Here is an 18,619-nt window from a genome sequence, read left to right on the forward strand (position 1 = left end):
ACGCCTGGCGTCAGCGCCGGTGCGGCTGACGCACGCCTTCTACGCGATAGTGGCTGCCGCCCAAGTGCCTGAACATCAAACGGTAGGCGCCACGCCCGCGCGTCGCGGCATAACCGTGCAGGTCTGCCGACCACAGGCGATCGTCGTGCTGATGCCAGTGAATCGCGCCAAACCGACGTTCACGCAGGTGGCTGAGGGTCAGGGCAATACTGCGTCCGGCACGGCTACGGGGGTCGATATCAGCCACGGATGCGCTGTCGATGCGCATCACCGGCAGCGCGGCAGAGCTGCCCGAAGGCGCCATGCCCGGCACTGCGGCGCTGGACTGTCGGCCTCGGCGCGCACGCCCGCCGCTCGCCGCCTGCGTCGTGGCGACGACCTCGAAGGCGCCGGCCACCCCTTGCGCAGCGCCGGTGGGGGACATCGCCCGAGCGGGGCCACGCAACACGAGGGTGCTGAACCCCATGCGTCTTATCTCGGGGCCGGGGTTACGCGTATCCGTCAGCAAGGTATCGACCCGTCCCGTTCTATCCACCGGCCCCACATAACCCAATACGCGGTCGTCCTTCACAGACAAATAAATCGAAACGCCCTCTTCACCATGGCGGCGCTCATACGCGAAGTTGACCAGCCGCTCTGTTTCTTGGTGGCTCAAACCCGCTTGCTGGGCCAAGTCGAGGGCCAGTTCCGTGACCGACCGGGCGAACTGTTGCTCGGCTTCCTCATCTGCCCTGGCCATGGCCTGGGGTTGCATTTCACGGTAACCGCGCAGACGACTGGCGCCGAACAACAGCCCTCCGATCAGCGCGCCCACGGCCGCGCCGCTGGCCGCGTCGCCGTGCAACGTCCCGGCACTCAGCCCCATCAAGGCAAACAGCAACAGGATGATCAGCCCGCCCACTATGCGTGTGGTTTCCGCAGCGGCCGGCTGAAGGCCCATCACATCGACAAGCGTAACGGGGTTGTTATTGGCCATCAGGTAAGGGTTCGAGCCGTCGCCAGCGCCCGCCGGGTCGGGGTTGATCCAGCGCTGCAACCACGGCGCGTAGTAGCGAAAACCGTAATAGTACAAACCGCTGGCATCGCGCTCTTTGCCACAATAACGCCGGCTTTTCTCGTGCCCCTCCAAGGCATTGCGCGACGCCCACCACGCCGTGCCGCCAAACGGAAAATAGCTCTCCTGACTGAGCAACTGCGCCTGTTCGTCCAGCTCCAGCGTATGGCTGGACTGATGGTCCGTCAGGCAAAAGCGCAACGCTTCATGGCCGGCGCCCGCCTCCGGCCCCTGCTCCCATTGCAGCACCTCGACCGCGCATGGCCCCGCCTCGACGCGCAGCACATTCAACTGATGGGACGGGCTGTGGCGGACCTCCAGGCCCGGCAAGTAATAGACTCGCGCCGTTTGCCGCTGCCCGGCGACTTGGCGATGGATAAGCTTGAGGGCGCGCTGACCATCGCTGGCATAGACGTAGGTTTCTTCATCGTCGGGCTCGGCCTCGCGTTGCACGAGGGTGACCTTGGCCAATTGGTTACGCACGTTCCAATGCATCGGCTGGCCCCGCGCCAACCATTGCTGGTTGCCATTGGCATCAAAACCCTGGGCCGAACTTTCGTCGTGCAGCCCACGGTTGCTGTTATCCGCCACCTGCAAGGTGCGTGTGTAACCGCTGCCCGTCGACGGCGCATGGCGCAACTGGGTCAGGTTGCCGGCGGCGTCGTACTCATAGCGCTGGGTGTAATTGCGCCACAGGCCGCTGTCGGTCGCGCCGAAAGACACTTGCGCCGGCAACCCCGGGCCGATGCTCGCCACCGCGCTTTCACGCCCCGTGGCCTGGATCAACTGGTACAGCGAATCGTAGGCATAGTGACTGGCGGCCTCGATTTGAGTATTGCTGTGCCACTGCGTCGGTTGCGCCTGATCCAGCAGGCTGACCACGTTGCCGACCGGGTCGTAGGCGTAGCGCAGGTCCTGCAAAAGCGCCGAAGTCTCCCCCGCGCGCTGCGCGGTCAAGCGTTGCAAGCGGCCATCCTCGACGCCGTAGTGCGCCTGGCGGCTCACCCCGTTGCCCAGCAGCGCCGATTCCAGCTGGCCGGCGGCGTTATAAAGGCAGCGCTCGATCAAGGCTTTGCGCGCGCCGTCCTTGAAACTGAGGCTGCTTGTTTGCAATTGCCCGTCGACCCCATACAGGAACTGCCGGCTATTGCCCCTGGCGTCGATCTGCTCCAGCGTGGCGCCCAATGCATCGAACCGCCAACGCGTGGTGTAGGCCCGGTTTTGCAGGAGCCCATCCTGGGCGGCGGCAGCCTGGGGCCAGTCGACGTCAGCGCCGAGCTGGCAAAAACGCCGGGTTTGGCTGAGCACCTGGCCCCCCATCCCGTACGCGTCAAACACCTGGGTGCCCGCCGGGTCGGCATGCCGCAGCAGGCGGCCGTTGCGGTTCAAGGCGCGATGTTCTTCGGTAGGCGCGGCGTAGACCAGCCGCTCGACACAACGCGGTTGCGCATCCGTGGCGGCTTGCTCGAACACCGCCACCGGACGCAGCAGCGCATCGTACTCATGCCGCTGATGGGCGCCGCGCCCATCCCACGCCTGCACTACCTGCCCGGACGGCGCGGCCAGCAGCAGGCGCAGGCCGGCGTCCACGTCCTGACGCCGCACTACCGCGCCGGACAGGCTATAGAGATAACGTTGGTTGGGTTGGGTTTGCAGGCGCGGGTCCCACTGCTCCAGCACAAAACCGTTGGCACTGTGGACAGCACGTCGCACGCGGGGCGTGGGCGCATCCTCGGCACTGGCACGGTGGTAAGCGACGTTGCGCACTGGCAGACCACGGGGGTCGAACGCCGTCAGCGAGGGGGTATTGCGATGAAGTGAAGCAGGCATGGACTCATGACTCCAAGGACACAATGGTCACCTGAGCCTAGGGAGCCTGAACGGGGAGCGGCGGTAGCCGGGTATGTGGGCTTCAACCGGTCAACACCGGTTGAAGCCCGCCACATTACGCGTGCCCGCCAGCGCAGGTCGGCGAGGCCGGCGCTGCGTCGATGGTCGCCCACTCTTCGGGCGTGTAGGTGTGCAGCGCCAGCGCATGAAACTCGCTCATCAGGTCACCCAATGTGGCGTAGACCTTTTGATGGCGCTTGACGCGGTTAAGCCCGGCGAACTGCTGGCTGACCAACACGGCCTTGAAGTGGGTCTGCAACCCACGGCTGTGCATATGGCTTTCGTCCAGCACGCTCAGGTGATCCGGGGCCAGGGCGGCAAGCGCCGTTTCGATACGCTGTTGCATAGTCATTGCTGCTTACTTCTTCTTGGCCGGTGCGGCTTTTGGGGTCAGCTCGTTGGTCATGTCTTCCAACAGCTTGTTGACCACCGGTACGGCGCTTTCCAGTTTGGCCTGGGTCATCTGAGCCGATTGCTGGGTCAGCTGCGGCATTTTCTCCAGGACTTTCTTACCCAGCGGCGACTGGTAGAACGCGACCAGGTCCTTGAGTTCGGATTCGCTGAAGTTGGTGGTGTAAAGCTTGACCATGTCCGGCTTGAGCTTCGGCCAACCGATGGCCTGGTCCAGGGCGGCATTGGCCTTGGCCTGGTAGCTGTCGAGCACCGATTGCTTGGCGGCGGGCGCTTTGGTCTGCTCAAAACGCTGGGCGAACATTTGCTGCACTTGCATGTACACCGGGGTACCCAGCTTGTCGGCATGGGCCAGGGTCAGGAAGGCTTCGGCACTGGCGTTGTGGCTGGCGGTATCGGCAAAAACCTGGCCGCTGGCGCAAACCAGAGCAACCGCGGTACAGATGGCACGAAGACGAGTCATCGAGTTTCCTTTCTAGCTGGCGAGGTAAAACCCCAAGGGCGACCATTCTGCGCCTAAAAAACCTCGCGGCTCAACCCCACCCCTTGTCAGCCCTGGTTTTGCGGGGCGCAGACGCCAGTGAAGAAAGTTTGTGGAACCCATCTGCGTGCCCAGGGCCTAAACTGACCTCTCTCGACTGGATAAGGAGGATGCACGATGAGCCGTATCGAAACCGACAGCCTGGGCGACGTAGAGGTGCCGGATGACGCCTACTGGGGTGCGCAGACCCAGCGCTCGCTGGTCAATTTCGCGATTGGCGAGCAACGCATGCCCCTGGCGGTTCTGCATGCCCTGGCCCTGATCAAGAAAGCCGCGGCGCGGGTCAACGACCGCAATGGCGACTTGCCCGCCGACATCGCGCGCCTGATCGAACAGGCCGCCGATGAGGTGCTCGACGGTCAACACGACGGTCAATTCCCCCTGGTGGTGTGGCAGACCGGCAGCGGCACCCAGAGCAACATGAACGCTAACGAAGTCATCGCCGGCCGCGCTAACGAGCTGTCCGGCAAGACCCGTGGCGGCAAGAGCCCGGTCCACCCCAACGACCATGTGAACCGCTCGCAAAGCTCCAACGACTGCTTCCCCACAGCCATGAGCATCGCCACCGTGCAGGCGGTGCATCAACAACTGTTACCGGCGATCACCTACCTGTCCGGCGGCTTGGCTGAACTGTCGGCGCGACATATGAAACTGGTGAAGACCGGCCGCACCCATATGATGGACGCCACGCCGATCACCTTCGGTCAGGAAATCTCGGCGTTCATCGCCCAGCTCGACTATGCCGAAAGAGCTATCCGCAGCGCCCTGCCCGCCGTGTGCGAGCTGGCCCAGGGCGGTACGGCGGTGGGCACCGGGCTCAATTCCCCTCAGGGTTTCGGCGAGGCAATGGCTTCCGAGCTGGCGGCGCTGTCCGGGTTGCCGTTCGTTACCGCGCCCAACAAGTTTGCCGCGCTGTCCGGCCATGAGCCGCTGGTGACCTTGCACGGCGCGCTGAAAACCCTGGCCGTGGCGCTGATGAAGATTGCCAACGACCTGCGCCTGCTGGGCTCGGGCCCGCGCGCCGGACTGGCCGAGGTGAAACTGCCGGCCAACGAACCGGGCAGCTCGATCATGCCGGGCAAGGTCAACCCCACTCAGTGCGAAGCGCTGTCGATGCTGGCCTGCCAGGTGCTGGGCAACGACGTGACCATCGGCATCGCAGCAAGCCAAGGGCACTTGCAGTTGAACGTGTACAAGCCGGTGATCATCCACAACTTGCTCGAATCGATCCGCCTGCTGGCCGATGGCTGCAACAACTTCCAGGAGCATTGCATCGCCGGGCTTGAACCGGATGCCGGGCAAATGGCCGAGCACCTGGAACGCGGTTTGATGCTGGTCACTGCGCTCAACCCGCATATCGGCTACGACAAGTCGGCGCAGATCGCCAAGAAAGCGTACGCCGAGGGACTGACGCTACGGCAAGCGGCGCTGGATCTGGGCTACCTCACCGACGCCGAGTTCGACCAGTGGGTGCGTCCGGAAAACATGCTGGAGGCGGGGCATTAAGGCGCCATGCGCAATCGCCGGGCCTTGAGCCCGGCGAACAACGACGGCGCCAGGGCAACCGCCGCCGAGCCCAATACCACCACCACCGCGCCGAAATAGCCGAGGGCGTTGATCTCTTCGGCCTGCACATAGTCGGGCCACAGCCACGCCGCCAGCGCCACCGCGACGAAGGTCACCAAGGGCGTGAGCGCCAGGGTCGCGCTGACCCGCGACGCTTCCCAATGGGCCAGGGCTTCGGCGAACGCGCCATATGCCACCAGGGTGTTCATGCAGCACGCCAGCAGCAGCCAGCCTTGCAGCGGGCTCAGTTGCAGGGCTTCCAGCGGATGCGCCCAGGGGGTCAGCAGCACGGCGCAGCAGAGGTAAATCACCATCATCACCTGCAACGAATTCCACACCGTGAGCAATTGCTTCTGGCCCAGTGCGTAGAACACCCAGATGGAGGTGGCGAGCAGCACCGTCAGTACACCGGCGGTATAGGCGCCGAGGGAGGTTAGCAACTCCGTCAGCCGCTGGTTGAAGAACAGCCCGAACCCGACGATCAGCACCACCAGGCCAATCACCTGGCCCAGGCTGAAGCGTTCCTTGAACACAAACACACTGGCGATCATCAGAAAGATCGGACCCATCTGCACCACCAGTTGCGCCGTGCCGGGGCTGAGCAGCTTGAGGCCCACCAAATACAACACGTAGTTGCCCACCAGGCCGCACACCGCCATGGCCACCAGCCAACCGCCCTTGGGGCCCAACACCTTGCGACTGGGCAAGCGCTTGGTGGCGGCCAGGTAAACGAACAGGCAACTGCCGGCCACCGTCAGGCGAAACCAGGTCACCGTGATCGGGTCCATCACTTGCAATACTTGCTTGAGTTTGATCGGCAAAATGCCCCAGAGCAGCGCGGTCAGCAGGGTCAGGAAGAAACCGTAGACCCAGCGGCCGGAAGAGATATGCATGAGTGCCCCAAAAAATGCCAGAGGTGGAGGAGCGGCCATTCTAGGGGCAAGCGCACGCATTGGGATACGGTGCTGTTTAACGGTGGGAGAGGTCTTGCCCCTCCCACCCGTGGCTTAGCGCACGGCTTCGAACAAGCCGGTGGCGCCCATGCCGCCGCCCACGCACATAGTGACGATGCCGTAACGCAGGTTGCGCCGCTGCAACTCGCGCACTAGGTGACCCACTTGCCGCGAGCCGGTCATGCCGAACGGATGGCCGATGGAGATCGATCCACCGTTGACGTTGTATTTGGCGTTATCGATTTCCAGGCGATCCCGTGCGTACAGGCACTGCGACGCGAACGCCTCGTTGAGTTCCCACAGGTCGATGTCCGCCACTTGCAGGCCCTTGGCCTTGAGCAACTTGGGCACCGAGAACACCGGGCCGATGCCCATTTCGTCCGGCTCGCAACCGGCGACGGCGAACCCACGGAAAAACGCTTTGGGCTTGAGCCCCAGCTCCAGAGCCTTGTCCAGGCTCATCACCAGGGTCATCGAGGCACCGTCGGAGAGTTGCGAGGAGTTGCCCGCCGTCACCGAACCGTCTTCGGCAAATACCGGTTTCAACCCGGCCAGGCTCTCCAGGGTGGTGTCGGGACGGTTGCAGTCGTCACGGTCGACCACGCCGTCAAGGATCTGCACCGCGCCGGTGTTTTTGTCTTCGACTTTGTACTTGACCGCCATGGCCACGATTTCATCGTCGAACAAGCCGTCCGCCTGGGCCTGGGCCGTACGTTGCTGGCTTTGCAGGGCGTAGAGGTCCTGGGCTTCGCGGCTGACGTGGTAGCGCCGCGCGACGATCTCGGCGGTCTGGCCCATGGGAAAGTAGATGCCCGGCACTTGCTCCTTGAGCAGCGGGTTGATCAGGTTATCGGTGTTGACGCTTTTCATGGTCAGGCTGATGGACTCCACGCCGCCGGCAACGATGATGTCGCTGCAGCCGGAAGCGATCTGGTTGGCCGCGATCGCGATCGCCTGCAACCCCGAGGAACAGAAGCGGTTGAGGGTCATGCCTGCCGTGCCGGTGCCCAATTGCGAAAGCACCGCCACATTGCGCCCGATGTTGTAGCCCTGGGCGCCCTCGTTGGAACCGGCACCGACGATGCAGTCTTCCACACTGGCCGGGTCGACGCCGTTGCGGCTCAGCAGCGCGTTGACGCAATGGGCCGCCATGTCATCGGGACGGGTCTGGTTGAATTTGCCGCGAAAGGACTTGGCCAGGCCGGTTCGCACGCTGTCGACGATCACTACTTCACGCATGGGCTACCTCGATCTTGTCATTGTTGGGAGATGGATCGAGGATAGATCCGCGCCTGCCCGGCCGCGATGATCATTCATCCGGCGTATGCAAAAGCATGGCTCGGCGGGGGCGCTGGGGAGGTGATGAGCCCGTTCGCCACAGCAAGCCAGCTCACCACCACGCGGTCCGGTCTGTCATACAGGGCGTGATTATTTTTTGGTCTTTTTATCGTGCTTTTCGGACTGGGCAAACGCTTCCTCCAACGCGCGGTTGATGGTGCGCAGCACCTTGACCCGCGCCCAGCGCTTGTCATTAGCCTCCACCAATGTCCACGCCGACACCTCGGTGCTGGTGCGGTCGACCATGTCGCCCACGGCGGTGCGGTAGTCGTCCCACTTGTCGCGGTTGCGCCAGTCGTCTTCGGTGATTTTGAAGCGTTTGAATGGGATCGACTCGCGCGCCTGGAAGCGCTCCAGTTGGGTGTCCTTGTCGATGGCCAGCCAGAACTTGACCACGATCACCCCGGCATCGCGCAGTTGCTCTTCGAAATCGTTGATCTCGCCATAGGCGCGCATCCAATCCGCCGAGGTGCAGAAGCCTTCGATACGCTCCACCAGCACGCGGCCGTACCATGAACGGTCGAACACGGTGAACATGCCGCGCGCCGGGATTTTCTGCCAGAAGCGCCACAGATACGGCTGGGCTCGTTCGTCTTCGCTCGGCGCGGCAATCGGCACGATGTGGTACTGGCGCGGGTCCAGCGCCGCCGCCACGCGACGGATGGCGCCGCCCTTGCCCGCCGCATCGTTGCCTTCGAACACCGTGACCAGCGCGTGCTTGCGCATGCGTTTGTCGCGCATCAAACCGGAGAGGCGCGCCTGCTCGGTGATCAGCTGTTCTTCGTAATCGTCTTTGTCCAGGCGCAATGTCATATCGAGGCTGTCGAGCAGGCTCTTGCGGTCCACCGAGGCCACCAGCGGCGCGGGGTTCATGCCGCTGCTCCTGGCCTTGGCCATTTTCAGAGCGTTTTGCAAGCCTTCGAGGAGGATCTTGCCCACGGTCAGGCCACGGTAATACGGGTCGACCCCTTCGATCACATGCCAGGGCGCATAGTCGCGGCTGGTGCGGCGCAGCACGCGCTCACCGAAATGCACGAACTTGTCGTAGGTTTGGGACTGTTGCCAGTCCAGCGGGCTGATGCGCCAGCTGTGCAGCGGGTCGTCGGCCAGGGCCTTGAGCCGCGCCTTCATTTGCTTCTTGGAGAGGTGGAACCAGAACTTGAAGATCAGCGCGCCTTCGTCGCAGAGCATTTTTTCCAAACGTTCGGCGCCGGCGATGGCCTGGTCGAGCCGGGCATTCTTGATCTGGCCGTGTACGCGGCCTTGCAGCATCTGGCTGTACCAGTTGCCGAAAAACACCCCCATGCGGCCCTTGGCAGGCAGTTGGCGCCAGTAGCGCCAGGCCGGTGGGCGCGCCAGCTCTTCGTCGGTCTGCTGATCGAAGGTGCGCACCTCGATCAGGCGCGGGTCCATCCACTCGTTGAGCAACTTGACCGTTTCACCCTTGCCTGCCCCTTCTATGCCGTTGATCAGCACGATTACCGGGAAGCGTTTTTGCTGGTGCAGTTCGTACTGCACCTCCAGCAAGGCTTCGCGCAGGGCCGGGACTTCGGCGTCGTAGGTGGCTTTGTCGATGGCGTGACCGATTTCGGCAGATTCGAACATGGGCGGCTCCGTTCCAGAAGTGAGCAAGACTAGCGGATTGGGCAACGCCGTGCGGAAGGAAATTCAACGCGCCCTTGCCGTGGGTCAATTCAAATGGGGTTGATCGGCTAGAATGGCCGCCTTGCTTTCGCCTGCTTAGTTATGAGCCGCCCATGACCCCCGTATCGCCCAATGCCCAGCTCGACTGGGACGCAGAAGGTCGCCCGCATTCGCGGGTGTTCGACGACGTATATTTCTCCGACCAATCGGGCCTGGAAGAAACCCGCTACGTGTTTCTGGAACAGAACCGCCTGCGCGAACGCTTCGCCGCCCTCAAACCGGGGGAGCGCCTGGTCATCGGGGAAACCGGCTTCGGCACCGGCTTGAATTTTCTCTGCGCCTGGCAGTTGTTCGAGCAGCACGCCTGTGCCGACGCGCGCCTGCACTTTATCAGCGTGGAAAAATACCCTCTCACCCACGCCGACCTGCAACGCGCCCTCGCTCTCTGGCCGCAGCTGCAACCGTTCGCCGCGCGTTTGCTGGCGCAGTACCACGCCATCCATCCCGGTTTTCAACGACTGCTGCTGGACAGCGGCCGCGTGACCCTGACCCTGCTGATCGGCGATGCCATGGAGCAATTGCCGCAACTGGACGCCCAGGTCGACGCCTGGTTTCTCGACGGGTTCGCCCCGGCCAAGAACCCCGACATGTGGACCGCCGAGCTGTTCGCCGAACTGGCTCGGCTGGCGGCCCCTGGCTCGACCATCAGCACCTTCACCAGCACCGGCTGGGTGCGACGCTTGATCAATGCCGCCGGGTTCAAGATGAAACGCACGCCAGGTATCGGGCATAAATGGGAGATCCTGCGCGGCGAGTTTCTCGGCTGGCCGGCCGACACAGCGGCGCCAGCACCGATCAAACCCTGGTTCGCGCGCCCCGCGCCGGTCCACGGCGAACGCAGCGCGTTGGTGATCGGCGGCGGCCTGGCCGGTTGCACCACCGCCGCCAGCCTCGCCGCGCGCGGTTGGCGCGTGCAATTGCTGGAGCGCCACGCGGGCCTGGCCGAGGAAGCCTCGGGCAATCCCCAGGGTGTGCTGTACCTCAAGTTATCGGCCCACGGCACCGCGTTGTCGCAGTTGATCCTCAGCGGGTTCGGCCACACCCGGCGCCTGCTCGAACACCTGCACCGTGGCGTCGACTGGGACGGCTGCGGCGTACTGCAACTGGCCTTCAACGCCAAGGAAGCCGAACGCCAGGCCCAACTGGCAGCGGCGTTCAGCCCGACGCTGTTGCATGTATTGGACCCGGCCCAGGCCCAGGCCCGGGCCGGGGTGGCATTGGAACACGGTGGGTTGTTCTTCCCCGAAGGCGGTTGGGTGCACCCGCCGGCGCTGTGTGAATGGCAGGCACGGCACCCGTTGATCGAGGTGTTGCAACACCGTGACGTGCTGGCGCTGCAACAGGTCCAAGGCCAGTGGCAGGCCCTCGACGGCGACACCGTATTGGCCAGCGCCAGCGTGGTGGTGCTGGCCGGCGCCGCCGAAATCAAGCGCTTCCCGGCCAGCGCCGAACTGCCGCTCAAACGCATTCGCGGGCAAATCACCCGCTTGCCGCAGACCGTCGCCAGCCAAGCCCTGGCCACCGTGGTCTGCGCCGAGGGCTACGTGGCTCCACCGCGTTTGGGCGAGCACACCCTGGGAGCCAGCTTCGATTTCAAGAGCGACGACCTAGCGCCGACGCAGGCCGAACACCTGGGCAACCTGGACATGCTGCGGGAGATCTCCGAAGACCTCACGCAGCGCCTGAACGCCGACCAACTGCCCGTTGAACAGCTGCAAGGCCGCGCCGCGTTCCGTTGCACCAGCCCCGACTACCTGCCGATTGTCGGGCCACTGGCCGAGCGCGGCGCGTTCGACCAGGCTTATGCCGCCCTGCGCAAGGATGCACGCCAGATCCCCGCCACTGCCTGCCCGTGGCTCGACGGTCTGTACATCAACAGCGGCCATGGCTCGCGCGGTTTGGTCACGGCGCCGCTGTGTGCGGAACTGCTGGCGGCCTGGCTGGATAACGAACCGTTGCCACTGCCGCGCAGTGTGGCCGAAGCCTGCCATCCGAACCGTTTCGCCTTGCGCACGCTGATTCGCGGCAGCGGCGCGTCATAACCCCAGCCACCCTGTGCTGCCATCCCCACCGCGCGGCCAATCAAGGCCGCGTGGGCCGACAAGGCCCATTGCCTTATAACGTATTGTTCTAAAACTCCCACAATCTGCTCGGGTCAGTCTCTGGGTACCCGCCGTTTTGGCGCGCGGTACTTCTATCCCTCCCCAACGGAAAAACCGGTAAGGAATTTATGTGCGGATTAGCTGGTGAGTTACGTTTCGATGCCCAACCTGCCGACCTGGCTGCGGTTGAGCGCATCACCCATCATTTGGCGCCACGCGGCCCTGACGCGTGGGGCTTCCATGCCCAAGGGCCGATTGCCCTGGGCCATCGCCGCCTGAAAATCATGGACCTGTCGGATGGCTCCGCCCAGCCGATGGTCGACGCTCAACTCGGGCTGTCCCTGGCATTCAACGGCGCGATCTATAACTTTCCGGAGCTGCGCGAGGAACTTGAAGCCCTCGGCTACGCGTTCTATTCCGGCGGCGACACCGAAGTGCTGCTCAAGGGTTATCACGCCTGGGGCGAAGCGCTACTGCCCAAGCTCAATGGCATGTTTGCCTTCGCCATCTGGGAGCGCGACGCGCAGCGGCTGTTTATCGCCCGCGACCGCCTTGGCGTGAAGCCGTTGTACCTGTCGCGCACCGGCCAGCGCTTGCGCTTTGCCTCGGCATTGCCGGCGCTGCTCAAGGGCGGCGATATCAACCCAATCCTCGATCCGGTGGCGCTCAATCACTACCTGAATTTCCACGCGGTGGTGCCAGCGCCACGCACCTTGCTGGCGGGCATCGAGAAGCTGCCTCCGGCCAGTTGGATGCGCATCGACGCCCAGGGCAACATCGAGCAGAAAACCTGGTGGACCCTGCCCTACGGCCCCCGTGACGATGAGCAACACCTGACCTTGGAAGACTGGACCGACCGTGTGCTCGACAGCACCCGCGAAGCCGTGGCGATCCGCCAACGTGCCGCAGTGGATGTGGGCGTGCTGCTGTCCGGTGGTGTGGATTCGAGCATGCTCGTGGGGCTGTTGCGTGAAGTCGGCGTGCAGGACCTGTCGACATTTTCCATCGGTTTTGAAGATGCCGGCGGTGAGCGCGGCGACGAGTTCCAGTACTCGGACCTGATCGCCAAGCACTACGGCACGCGCCATCACCAATTGCGCATTGCCGAAAGCGAAATCATCGAGCAACTGCCGGCGGCGTTCCGCGCCATGAGCGAGCCGATGGTCAGCCACGACTGCATCGCGTTCTACCTGCTGTCGCGAGAAGTAGCCAAGCATTGCAAGGTGGTGCAGAGCGGCCAGGGCGCCGACGAATTGTTCGCCGGTTACCACTGGTATCCGCAGGTCGATGGCGCCAGCGATCCGTACGCAGCCTATCGCGAAGCCTTTTTCGATCGCAGCTACGACGACTATGCGGCTACCGTCGCGCCCAAGTGGCTGACCGTCAACGACGCTGCCGGCGATTTTGTGCGCGAGCATTTTGCGATGCCGGGCGCCGATGCCGCAGTGGACAAGGCCCTGCGCCTGGACAGCACGGTGATGCTGGTGGACGACCCGGTCAAACGCGTCGACAACATGACCATGGCCTGGGGCCTGGAAGCGCGCACGCCCTTCCTCGACTACCGCCTGGTGGAACTCTCGGCCCGTGTGCCAGGTAAGTTCAAACTGCCCGATGGCGGCAAGCAAGTGCTGAAAGAAGCCGCGCGCCGAGTGATCCCCAGCGAAGTCATCGACCGCAAGAAGGGCTACTTCCCCGTGCCCGGCCTCAAGCACTTGCAGGGCGACACCTTGAATTGGGTCCGTGAACTGCTGCTGGACCCGAGTCAAGACCGCGGCCTCTTCAACCCGGCCATGCTCGATCGTCTGCTGACCGACCCTCAAGGCCAATTGACCCCGCTGCGCGGCTCCAAACTGTGGCAACTGGCGGCGCTGAACCTGTGGCTCAGCGAACAAGGAATCTGATTGATGAAACCTCACGCCGCGGCTTACAGCCAACGTTTGCTGAAGGGCCAGACGCCGACCTATGAGCGCCTGCAAGCCCGCCTGGCCGAAGATGGCAGCCCCCTGGCCGCCGAGCCGATTGCCGTGCATTGCGGCTGGGGCCGCTTGTTGATCGGTCACACCTTCCCAGACCCGTCCAGCCTGGCCCAGGAACTGCTCAAGGAGCAGCCGGGCGAGCGCGATATCGCGCTGTATGTGGCCGCGCCCCAGCAGATTCTGGGGATCGACCCGCAGCAATTATTCCTCGACCCGTCCGACACCTTGCGTCTGTGGTTCAGCGATTACCGCCCGGCCACTCGTGTGTTTCGCGGGTTTCGTATTCGTCGCGTACAGAGCGAGGCCGATTGGCAGGCGGTCAACCGTTTGTATCAAGGCCGCGGCATGTTGCCGGTGGACGCTGAACGCCTCACCCCGCGTCATCAGGGCGGCCCGGTCTACTGGCTGGCTGAAGATGAAGACAGCGGCGCGGTGATCGGCAGTGTGATGGGGCTGAATCATCAAAAAGCCTTCCACGACCCTGAAAACGGTTGCAGCCTCTGGTGCCTGGCGGTCGACCCGCAGTGCACCCGCCCCGGCGTGGGCGAAGTGCTGGTGCGCCACTTGGTCGAACACTTTATGAGCCGTGGCCTGAGCTACCTTGACCTGTCGGTACTGCACGATAACCGCCAGGCCAAGAACCTCTACGCCAAGCTGGGTTTTCGCGCGCTGACCACGTTTGCGATCAAGCGCAAGAACGGCATCAACCAGCCGTTGTTCCTTGGCCCCGGTCCGCAGGCGGAGTTCAACCCCTATGCGCGGATCATCGTTGAAGAGGCCCATCGCCGTGGCATCGATGTGCAGGTGGACGATGCCGACGCCGGCCTCTTCACCCTCAGCCACGGCGGGCGCCGCGTGCGCTGCCGCGAGTCGCTGAGCGACCTGACCAGCGCCATCAGCATGACCCTGTGCCAGGACAAGAGTCTGACCCACAAAGCCTTCAAGGCAGCCGGGTTGAACGTGCCGTCCCAGCAGTTGGCGGGCAGCGCCGACGACAATCTGGAATTTCTCGACGAACATCAGCGCGTCGTGGTCAAGCCCCTCGACGGCGAGCAAGGCCAGGGCGTGGCCGTGGATCTGCAAACCATCGAAGAGGTGCAGCAGGCCATCGAAGCGGCGCGGCAGTTCGACAGTCGTGTGCTGTTGGAGAGCTTCCACGAGGGCTTGGACCTGCGCATTCTGGTGATCGGCTTCGAAGTGGTCGCCGCTGCGATCCGGCGCCCCGCTGAAGTCACCGGCGATGGTCAGCATTCCATCGGCGCGCTGATCGAAGCCCAGAGCCGACGCCGCCAGGCCGCCACCGACGGCGAAAGCAAGATCCCATTGGACGCCGAAACCGAGCGTACCCTCGCCGCTGCCGGTTATGACTACAACAGCATCCTGCCACGCGGCAAAACCCTGGCTGTGCGTCGCACCGCCAACCTGCACACCGGCGGTTGCCTGGAGGACGTTACCGCGATCCTGCACCCCACGCTGGTGGACGCCGCCGTGCGCGCCGCCCGGGCCCTGGACATCCCCATGGTGGGCCTGGACCTGATGGTGCCCGCCGCCGATCAACCCGAGTACGTGTTTATCGAAGCCAACGAACGGGCCGGCCTGGCCAACCACGAGCCGCAGCCAACGGCCGAGCGATTTGTGGACCTTCTATTTCCACACAGTTAGAAGCCTCGAGTTACAAGCTGCGAGCTTCAAGAGTAGGGCATTACCGGCAAGCCTCAGATACCGCTTTTAACTTGAAGCTTGCAGCTCAACGCTTGCAACTAAAGGAAACCTTTATGACCCGAACCATTCCCGAACCGGATCTCAACTACCTGCAAAAAGTCCTGCTGGAAATGCTCGCCATTCCCAGCCCTACCGGTTTTACCGACACCATCGTGCGGTATGTGGCCGAGCGTCTGGAAGAACTGGGCATTCCATTTGAAATGACCCGGCGCGGCACCATTCGCGCCACCCTCAAAGGTCAGAAAAACAGCCCGGACCGCGCAGTGTCGGCGCACTTGGACACCATCGGCGCCGCCGTGCGCGCGATTAAGGACAACGGTCGCCTGACCCTGGCGCCGGTGGGCTGCTGGTCGAGCCGCTTTGCCGAAGGCAGCCGCGTCAGCCTGTTCACCGACAACGGCGTGATCCGCGGCAGCGTGTTGCCCCTGATGGCCTCCGGGCACGCATTCAACACCGCCGTGGATGAAATGCCAGTGAGCTGGGACCACGTCGAACTGCGCCTGGACGCCTACTGCGCGACCCGAGCCGACTGCGATTCCCTGGGCATCAGCGTGGGTGACTACGTGGCATTCGACCCACTGCCCGAGTTCACCGAGAGCGGACATATCAGCGCCCGTCACCTGGATGACAAAGCCGGCGTCGCCGCCCTCCTCGCCGCGCTCAAGGCGATTGTCGATAGCGGCGAACCGTTGCTGATCGACTGTCACCCGCTGTTCACCATCACTGAGGAAACCGGCAGTGGTGCGGCGGCGGCGCTGCCGTGGGATGTGAGTGAATTCGTGGGTATCGACATCGCGCCGGTCGCCCCCGGTCAGCACTCCAGCGAACATGCGGTGAGTGTGGCCATGCAGGATTCCGGCGGGCCGTACGATTACCACCTGTCCCGGCACCTGCTGCGCCTGGCGGCGGATAACGAACTGCCGGTGCGCCGCGACCTGTTCCGCTATTACTTCAGCGATGCCCATTCGGCGGTGACCGCCGGCCACGATATCCGCACCGCGTTGCTGGCATTCGGCTGCGATGCCACCCACGGCTACGAACGCACCCATATCGACAGCCTTGCCGCCCTGAGTCGTCTGCTGGGCGCGTATATCCTCAGCCCGCCGGTATTCGCCAGCGATGCGCAACCGGCCCAGGGCTCACTGGACCGCTTCAGTCATCAGATCGAGCACGAAACGCAGATGGAGAGCGACACGCGAGTGCCGTCGGTGGACAGCCTAGTGGGTCAAAAGTCCTGACACTGGCAACTGGGGTCCCGGCGCAGTAGGATCGCCGGGATCCAACACCCGAGGCTTGTATGCTGATTCCCTACGATGCACTTGAAGTCGATACCCTGACACGCCTTATCGAAGACTTCGTCACCCGCGATGGCACCGACAACGGTGACGACACGCCCCTGGAAACCCGCGTGCTACGTGTGCGCCAAGCGCTGACCAAGGGCCAGGCCCTGATTGTGTTCGACCCTGAGAGCGAACAGTGCCAACTGATGCTCAAGCACGACGTGCCCAAGCATCTGTTCGATTGATGGAAGATACTCAGGGGTTGGGGACTGCCGCCGGGTGAGTGGCGGCGGCTTGGCGTTTGCGGATTTTCTGATGCACCTCGGCGCGATGAACATTCACCCCGGCCGGTGCGTGGATGCCGAACTTCACTTGGTTACCGTTCAATTCGACGATGTGCAGGGCGATTTCATCGCCGATGGCAATGCTTTCGCCTACAGCGCGGCTTAAGACCAGCATGGCGGTTGTCCTTTTTTAGAATGACAGGACCCCGACCATGCGCGCCGGATGTAGAAGCATCAATGCCCTGCCCCTAAAACAGGCAGGACCTACATCAACTGGTAATTTAGCTGACAGACTAAGTGAAAGATGCAGAGGGGTTTTCCCCGCTTTCATAAATCCAAACGCTGACGCCATCGGGGGCAAGCCCCCTCCCACAGTTGGACCTGTTCACAGTTCAAAAGGTGGGAGGGGGCTTGCCCCCGCTATGGCTACAGGTAGCTGCACATCTGCGGTGAAAACTTACCCTGAGAATTGAGGTTCTTGTGCTGAGTTCAGCTTTTGGTTGCCTGCGCTTTGGCGCGCATTTTGTCGGCCATACTGGCCATTTCATCGTAGAGCAGCTGCGGATTCTTCTGCTTCAACGCCCACGCCATCCGCCCCTGCTCGTGGGGCAGAATCATGAATTCTCCCTCGGCCACACGCTGGTAGATGTAATCGGCAATATCCGCCGCCGAAATCGGCGAGCTCTCAAGCAACTTACCGACCTGCGCTTTCATGGCCGGCGTCGGGCCTCGGAACGAGTCCAACAGGTTGGTCTGGAAGAACGATGGGCAGACCACATGCACACCGACCTCCTGCTGCTTGAGTTCCACCAGCAGACTCTCGGACAGCGCCACCACACCGGCCTTGGCCACGTTGTAATTGCTCATGGCCGGGCCCTGCATCAGTGCTGCCATGGAAGCGATATTGATGATGCGCCCCTTGCTCTTCTCCAACAGCGGCAGGAACGCCTTGCAGCCCTTGACCACCCCCATCAGGTTGATTGCGATCTGCCAGTCCCAGTCTTCCAGCGACAACTCGGCGAAGAACCCGCCGGAAGCCACCCCGGCGTTGTTGACGATCACATCGATGCCTCCCAGCTTGACCTCGCAAGCCTGGGCAAACGCGGTGAGCTGGCTGTAGTCGCGCACATCGCAACGCTGCACGAAACCATCGCCGCCGGCTTCGCGTACCTGCTTGAGGGTTTCCTGCAGGCCGGGCTCGCTGACGTCCGACAAGGCCAACTGCCAGCCCTCGCGTGCCCAGCGCAGCGCGATTTCGCGACCCAGGCCAGAGCCGGCACCAGTGATCATCATGCGATTTTGCATAAGAAGTAGCCTTGTGGTTCACAGTAGAAGTGATCGGCAGTGTAGCGAAGGTTTCCACGCGCCCCACGCACCATCAGAGTGATGAATGCCCCAGGCAAACCCGCGGCCGGGTCGGATACCTCAGCTCTCTCTAAGTTCAATCTTTTTCAACTAAGCAGGGTTTTAGCCACTTATTTAAAAGAAATAACCAGGTTATCGAAATGCTTTAAAAAAACAGGGAATTTTCTGTGAAGCACTACAGTCGGAGTTGTTAAGGCGCCCGTAACTTAGAGTACGGTCCTACCGTTAAATAACCTGTCCTTGCATAAGGCCTATAAGGAAATAAAACCATGAGCCTCATTCTCATCATCATCCTGATTCTGTTGCTGGTCGGCGGTCTGCCGGTATTCCCGCACTCGCGTAACTGGGGTTATGGCCCGTCGGGTATTCTCGGCGTGGTACTGGTCGTACTGCTGGTGCTGTTGTTGCTCGGCAAGATATAAAACCGCGGTAA

General features: G+C 62.9%; 15 protein-coding genes. 7 read left to right on the forward strand and 8 right to left on the reverse strand.

Going from position 1 to position 18,619, the window contains the following annotated elements; translation table 11 throughout:
* Window positions 1–10: 10 nt before the first annotated feature.
* The 3 genes from HRH33_RS18655 to HRH33_RS18665 all read right to left on the reverse strand — a co-directional run bounded on the left by HRH33_RS18655 (window position 11) and on the right by HRH33_RS18665 (window position 3,818).
* The gene (locus HRH33_RS18655; RefSeq protein ID WP_167418059.1) at window positions 11–2,884 is read right to left on the reverse strand and encodes an RHS repeat-associated core domain-containing protein; all 2,874 of its coding nucleotides are present in this window, start codon (window positions 2,882–2,884) and stop codon (window positions 11–13) included.
* A 115-nt stretch (window positions 2,885–2,999) separates the two neighbouring features.
* A complete protein-coding gene (locus HRH33_RS18660; RefSeq protein WP_034099304.1) occupies window positions 3,000–3,296 on the reverse strand; it encodes a BolA family protein in 297 nt (98 codons plus the stop codon).
* Window positions 3,297–3,302: 6 nt separating this feature from the next.
* Window positions 3,303–3,818: a DUF2059 domain-containing protein gene (locus HRH33_RS18665; RefSeq protein ID WP_032885944.1), complete on the reverse strand. Its 516-nt coding sequence runs from the start codon at window positions 3,816–3,818 to the stop codon at window positions 3,303–3,305.
* Window positions 3,819–4,013: 195 nt separating this feature from the next.
* Between HRH33_RS18665 and HRH33_RS18670 the strand changes: the two genes are divergently transcribed.
* Window positions 4,014–5,402, forward strand: a complete 1,389-nt coding sequence (locus tag HRH33_RS18670) for a class II fumarate hydratase (protein ID WP_167418060.1) — start codon at window positions 4,014–4,016, stop codon at window positions 5,400–5,402.
* On the opposite strand, the gene HRH33_RS18675 is transcribed toward HRH33_RS18670, so the two are convergent.
* The 3 genes from HRH33_RS18675 to pap all read right to left on the reverse strand — a co-directional run bounded on the left by HRH33_RS18675 (window position 5,399) and on the right by pap (window position 9,358).
* Window positions 5,399–6,355 (reverse strand): DMT family transporter, encoded by a 957-nt coding sequence (locus HRH33_RS18675; RefSeq protein ID WP_034099309.1) that lies wholly within the window; start codon window positions 6,353–6,355, stop codon window positions 5,399–5,401. The genes HRH33_RS18670 and HRH33_RS18675 overlap by 4 nt on opposite strands.
* 114 nt (window positions 6,356–6,469) lie before the next feature.
* Entirely contained in the window at window positions 6,470–7,654 is a 1,185-nt protein-coding gene (locus HRH33_RS18680; protein ID WP_167418061.1) for a thiolase family protein, read from the reverse strand.
* Between the two features lie 189 nt (window positions 7,655–7,843).
* Window positions 7,844–9,358: a polyphosphate:AMP phosphotransferase gene (gene pap / locus HRH33_RS18685; RefSeq protein WP_034099313.1), complete on the reverse strand. Its 1,515-nt coding sequence runs from the start codon at window positions 9,356–9,358 to the stop codon at window positions 7,844–7,846.
* Window positions 9,359–9,510: 152 nt separating this feature from the next.
* Between pap and mnmC the strand changes: the two genes are divergently transcribed.
* From mnmC to HRH33_RS18710, 5 genes are all read left to right on the forward strand, one after another.
* Window positions 9,511–11,499, forward strand: coding sequence for a bifunctional tRNA (5-methylaminomethyl-2-thiouridine)(34)-methyltransferase MnmC2/FAD-dependent 5-carboxymethylaminomethyl-2-thiouridine(34) oxidoreductase MnmC1 (mnmC, locus tag HRH33_RS18690; RefSeq protein ID WP_167418062.1), 1,989 nt, complete (start codon window positions 9,511–9,513; stop codon window positions 11,497–11,499).
* Between the two features lie 188 nt (window positions 11,500–11,687).
* The gene (locus HRH33_RS18695; RefSeq protein ID WP_167418063.1) at window positions 11,688–13,460 is read left to right on the forward strand and encodes an N-acetylglutaminylglutamine amidotransferase; all 1,773 of its coding nucleotides are present in this window, start codon (window positions 11,688–11,690) and stop codon (window positions 13,458–13,460) included.
* A 3-nt stretch (window positions 13,461–13,463) separates the two neighbouring features.
* A complete protein-coding gene (gene ngg, locus HRH33_RS18700; protein ID WP_167418064.1) occupies window positions 13,464–15,197 on the forward strand; it encodes an N-acetylglutaminylglutamine synthetase in 1,734 nt (577 codons plus the stop codon).
* 113 nt (window positions 15,198–15,310) lie between these two features.
* Entirely contained in the window at window positions 15,311–16,495 is a 1,185-nt protein-coding gene (locus tag HRH33_RS18705; protein ID WP_034099320.1) for an osmoprotectant NAGGN system M42 family peptidase, read from the forward strand.
* A gap of 59 nt (window positions 16,496–16,554) precedes the next feature.
* Complete coding sequence (locus tag HRH33_RS18710) at window positions 16,555–16,782, forward strand: YheU family protein (protein WP_003192759.1); 228 nt, start codon at window positions 16,555–16,557, stop codon at window positions 16,780–16,782.
* A 10-nt stretch (window positions 16,783–16,792) separates the two neighbouring features.
* On the opposite strand, the gene csrA is transcribed toward HRH33_RS18710, so the two are convergent.
* The gene (csrA, locus tag HRH33_RS18715) at window positions 16,793–16,996 is read right to left on the reverse strand and encodes a carbon storage regulator CsrA (RefSeq protein ID WP_034099321.1); all 204 of its coding nucleotides are present in this window, start codon (window positions 16,994–16,996) and stop codon (window positions 16,793–16,795) included.
* 314 nt (window positions 16,997–17,310) lie between these two features.
* A complete protein-coding gene (locus HRH33_RS18720) occupies window positions 17,311–18,126 on the reverse strand; it encodes an SDR family oxidoreductase (RefSeq protein ID WP_034138785.1) in 816 nt (271 codons plus the stop codon).
* A 329-nt stretch (window positions 18,127–18,455) separates the two neighbouring features.
* Here HRH33_RS18720 and HRH33_RS18725 point away from each other — a divergent pair, with 329 nt between their 5' ends.
* Entirely contained in the window at window positions 18,456–18,608 is a 153-nt protein-coding gene (locus HRH33_RS18725; protein ID WP_003192767.1) for a DUF3309 family protein, read from the forward strand.
* The last annotated feature ends 11 nt before the right edge of the window (window positions 18,609–18,619 follow it).

The sequence above is a fragment of the Pseudomonas rhodesiae genome (assembly GCF_013285305.1).
GTDB lineage: Bacteria > Pseudomonadota > Gammaproteobacteria > Pseudomonadales > Pseudomonadaceae > Aquipseudomonas > Aquipseudomonas rhodesiae.

Excerpts from the sequence above, each read along its gene's own strand:
- HRH33_RS18720 (WP_034138785.1), bottom strand. The coding sequence starts at position 18,126 with ATGCAAAATCGCATGATGATCACTGGTGCCGGCTCTGGCCTGGGTCGC.
- HRH33_RS18705 (WP_034099320.1), top strand. The coding sequence starts at position 15,311 with ATGACCCGAACCATTCCCGAACCGGATCTCAACTACCTGCAAAAAGTC.
- HRH33_RS18725 (WP_003192767.1), top strand. The coding sequence starts at position 18,456 with ATGAGCCTCATTCTCATCATCATCCTGATTCTGTTGCTGGTCGGCGGT.
- HRH33_RS18675 (WP_034099309.1), bottom strand. The coding sequence starts at position 6,355 with ATGCATATCTCTTCCGGCCGCTGGGTCTACGGTTTCTTCCTGACCCTG.
- pap (WP_034099313.1), bottom strand. The coding sequence starts at position 9,358 with ATGTTCGAATCTGCCGAAATCGGTCACGCCATCGACAAAGCCACCTAC.
- csrA (WP_034099321.1), bottom strand. The coding sequence starts at position 16,996 with ATGCTGGTCTTAAGCCGCGCTGTAGGCGAAAGCATTGCCATCGGCGAT.
- HRH33_RS18695 (WP_167418063.1), top strand. The coding sequence starts at position 11,688 with ATGTGCGGATTAGCTGGTGAGTTACGTTTCGATGCCCAACCTGCCGAC.
- ngg (WP_167418064.1), top strand. The coding sequence starts at position 13,464 with ATGAAACCTCACGCCGCGGCTTACAGCCAACGTTTGCTGAAGGGCCAG.
- HRH33_RS18655 (WP_167418059.1), bottom strand. The coding sequence starts at position 2,884 with ATGCCTGCTTCACTTCATCGCAATACCCCCTCGCTGACGGCGTTCGAC.
- HRH33_RS18710 (WP_003192759.1), top strand. The coding sequence starts at position 16,555 with ATGCTGATTCCCTACGATGCACTTGAAGTCGATACCCTGACACGCCTT.
- HRH33_RS18670 (WP_167418060.1), top strand. The coding sequence starts at position 4,014 with ATGAGCCGTATCGAAACCGACAGCCTGGGCGACGTAGAGGTGCCGGAT.
- HRH33_RS18680 (WP_167418061.1), bottom strand. The coding sequence starts at position 7,654 with ATGCGTGAAGTAGTGATCGTCGACAGCGTGCGAACCGGCCTGGCCAAG.
- mnmC (WP_167418062.1), top strand. The coding sequence starts at position 9,511 with ATGACCCCCGTATCGCCCAATGCCCAGCTCGACTGGGACGCAGAAGGT.
- HRH33_RS18665 (WP_032885944.1), bottom strand. The coding sequence starts at position 3,818 with ATGACTCGTCTTCGTGCCATCTGTACCGCGGTTGCTCTGGTTTGCGCC.
- HRH33_RS18660 (WP_034099304.1), bottom strand. The coding sequence starts at position 3,296 with ATGACTATGCAACAGCGTATCGAAACGGCGCTTGCCGCCCTGGCCCCG.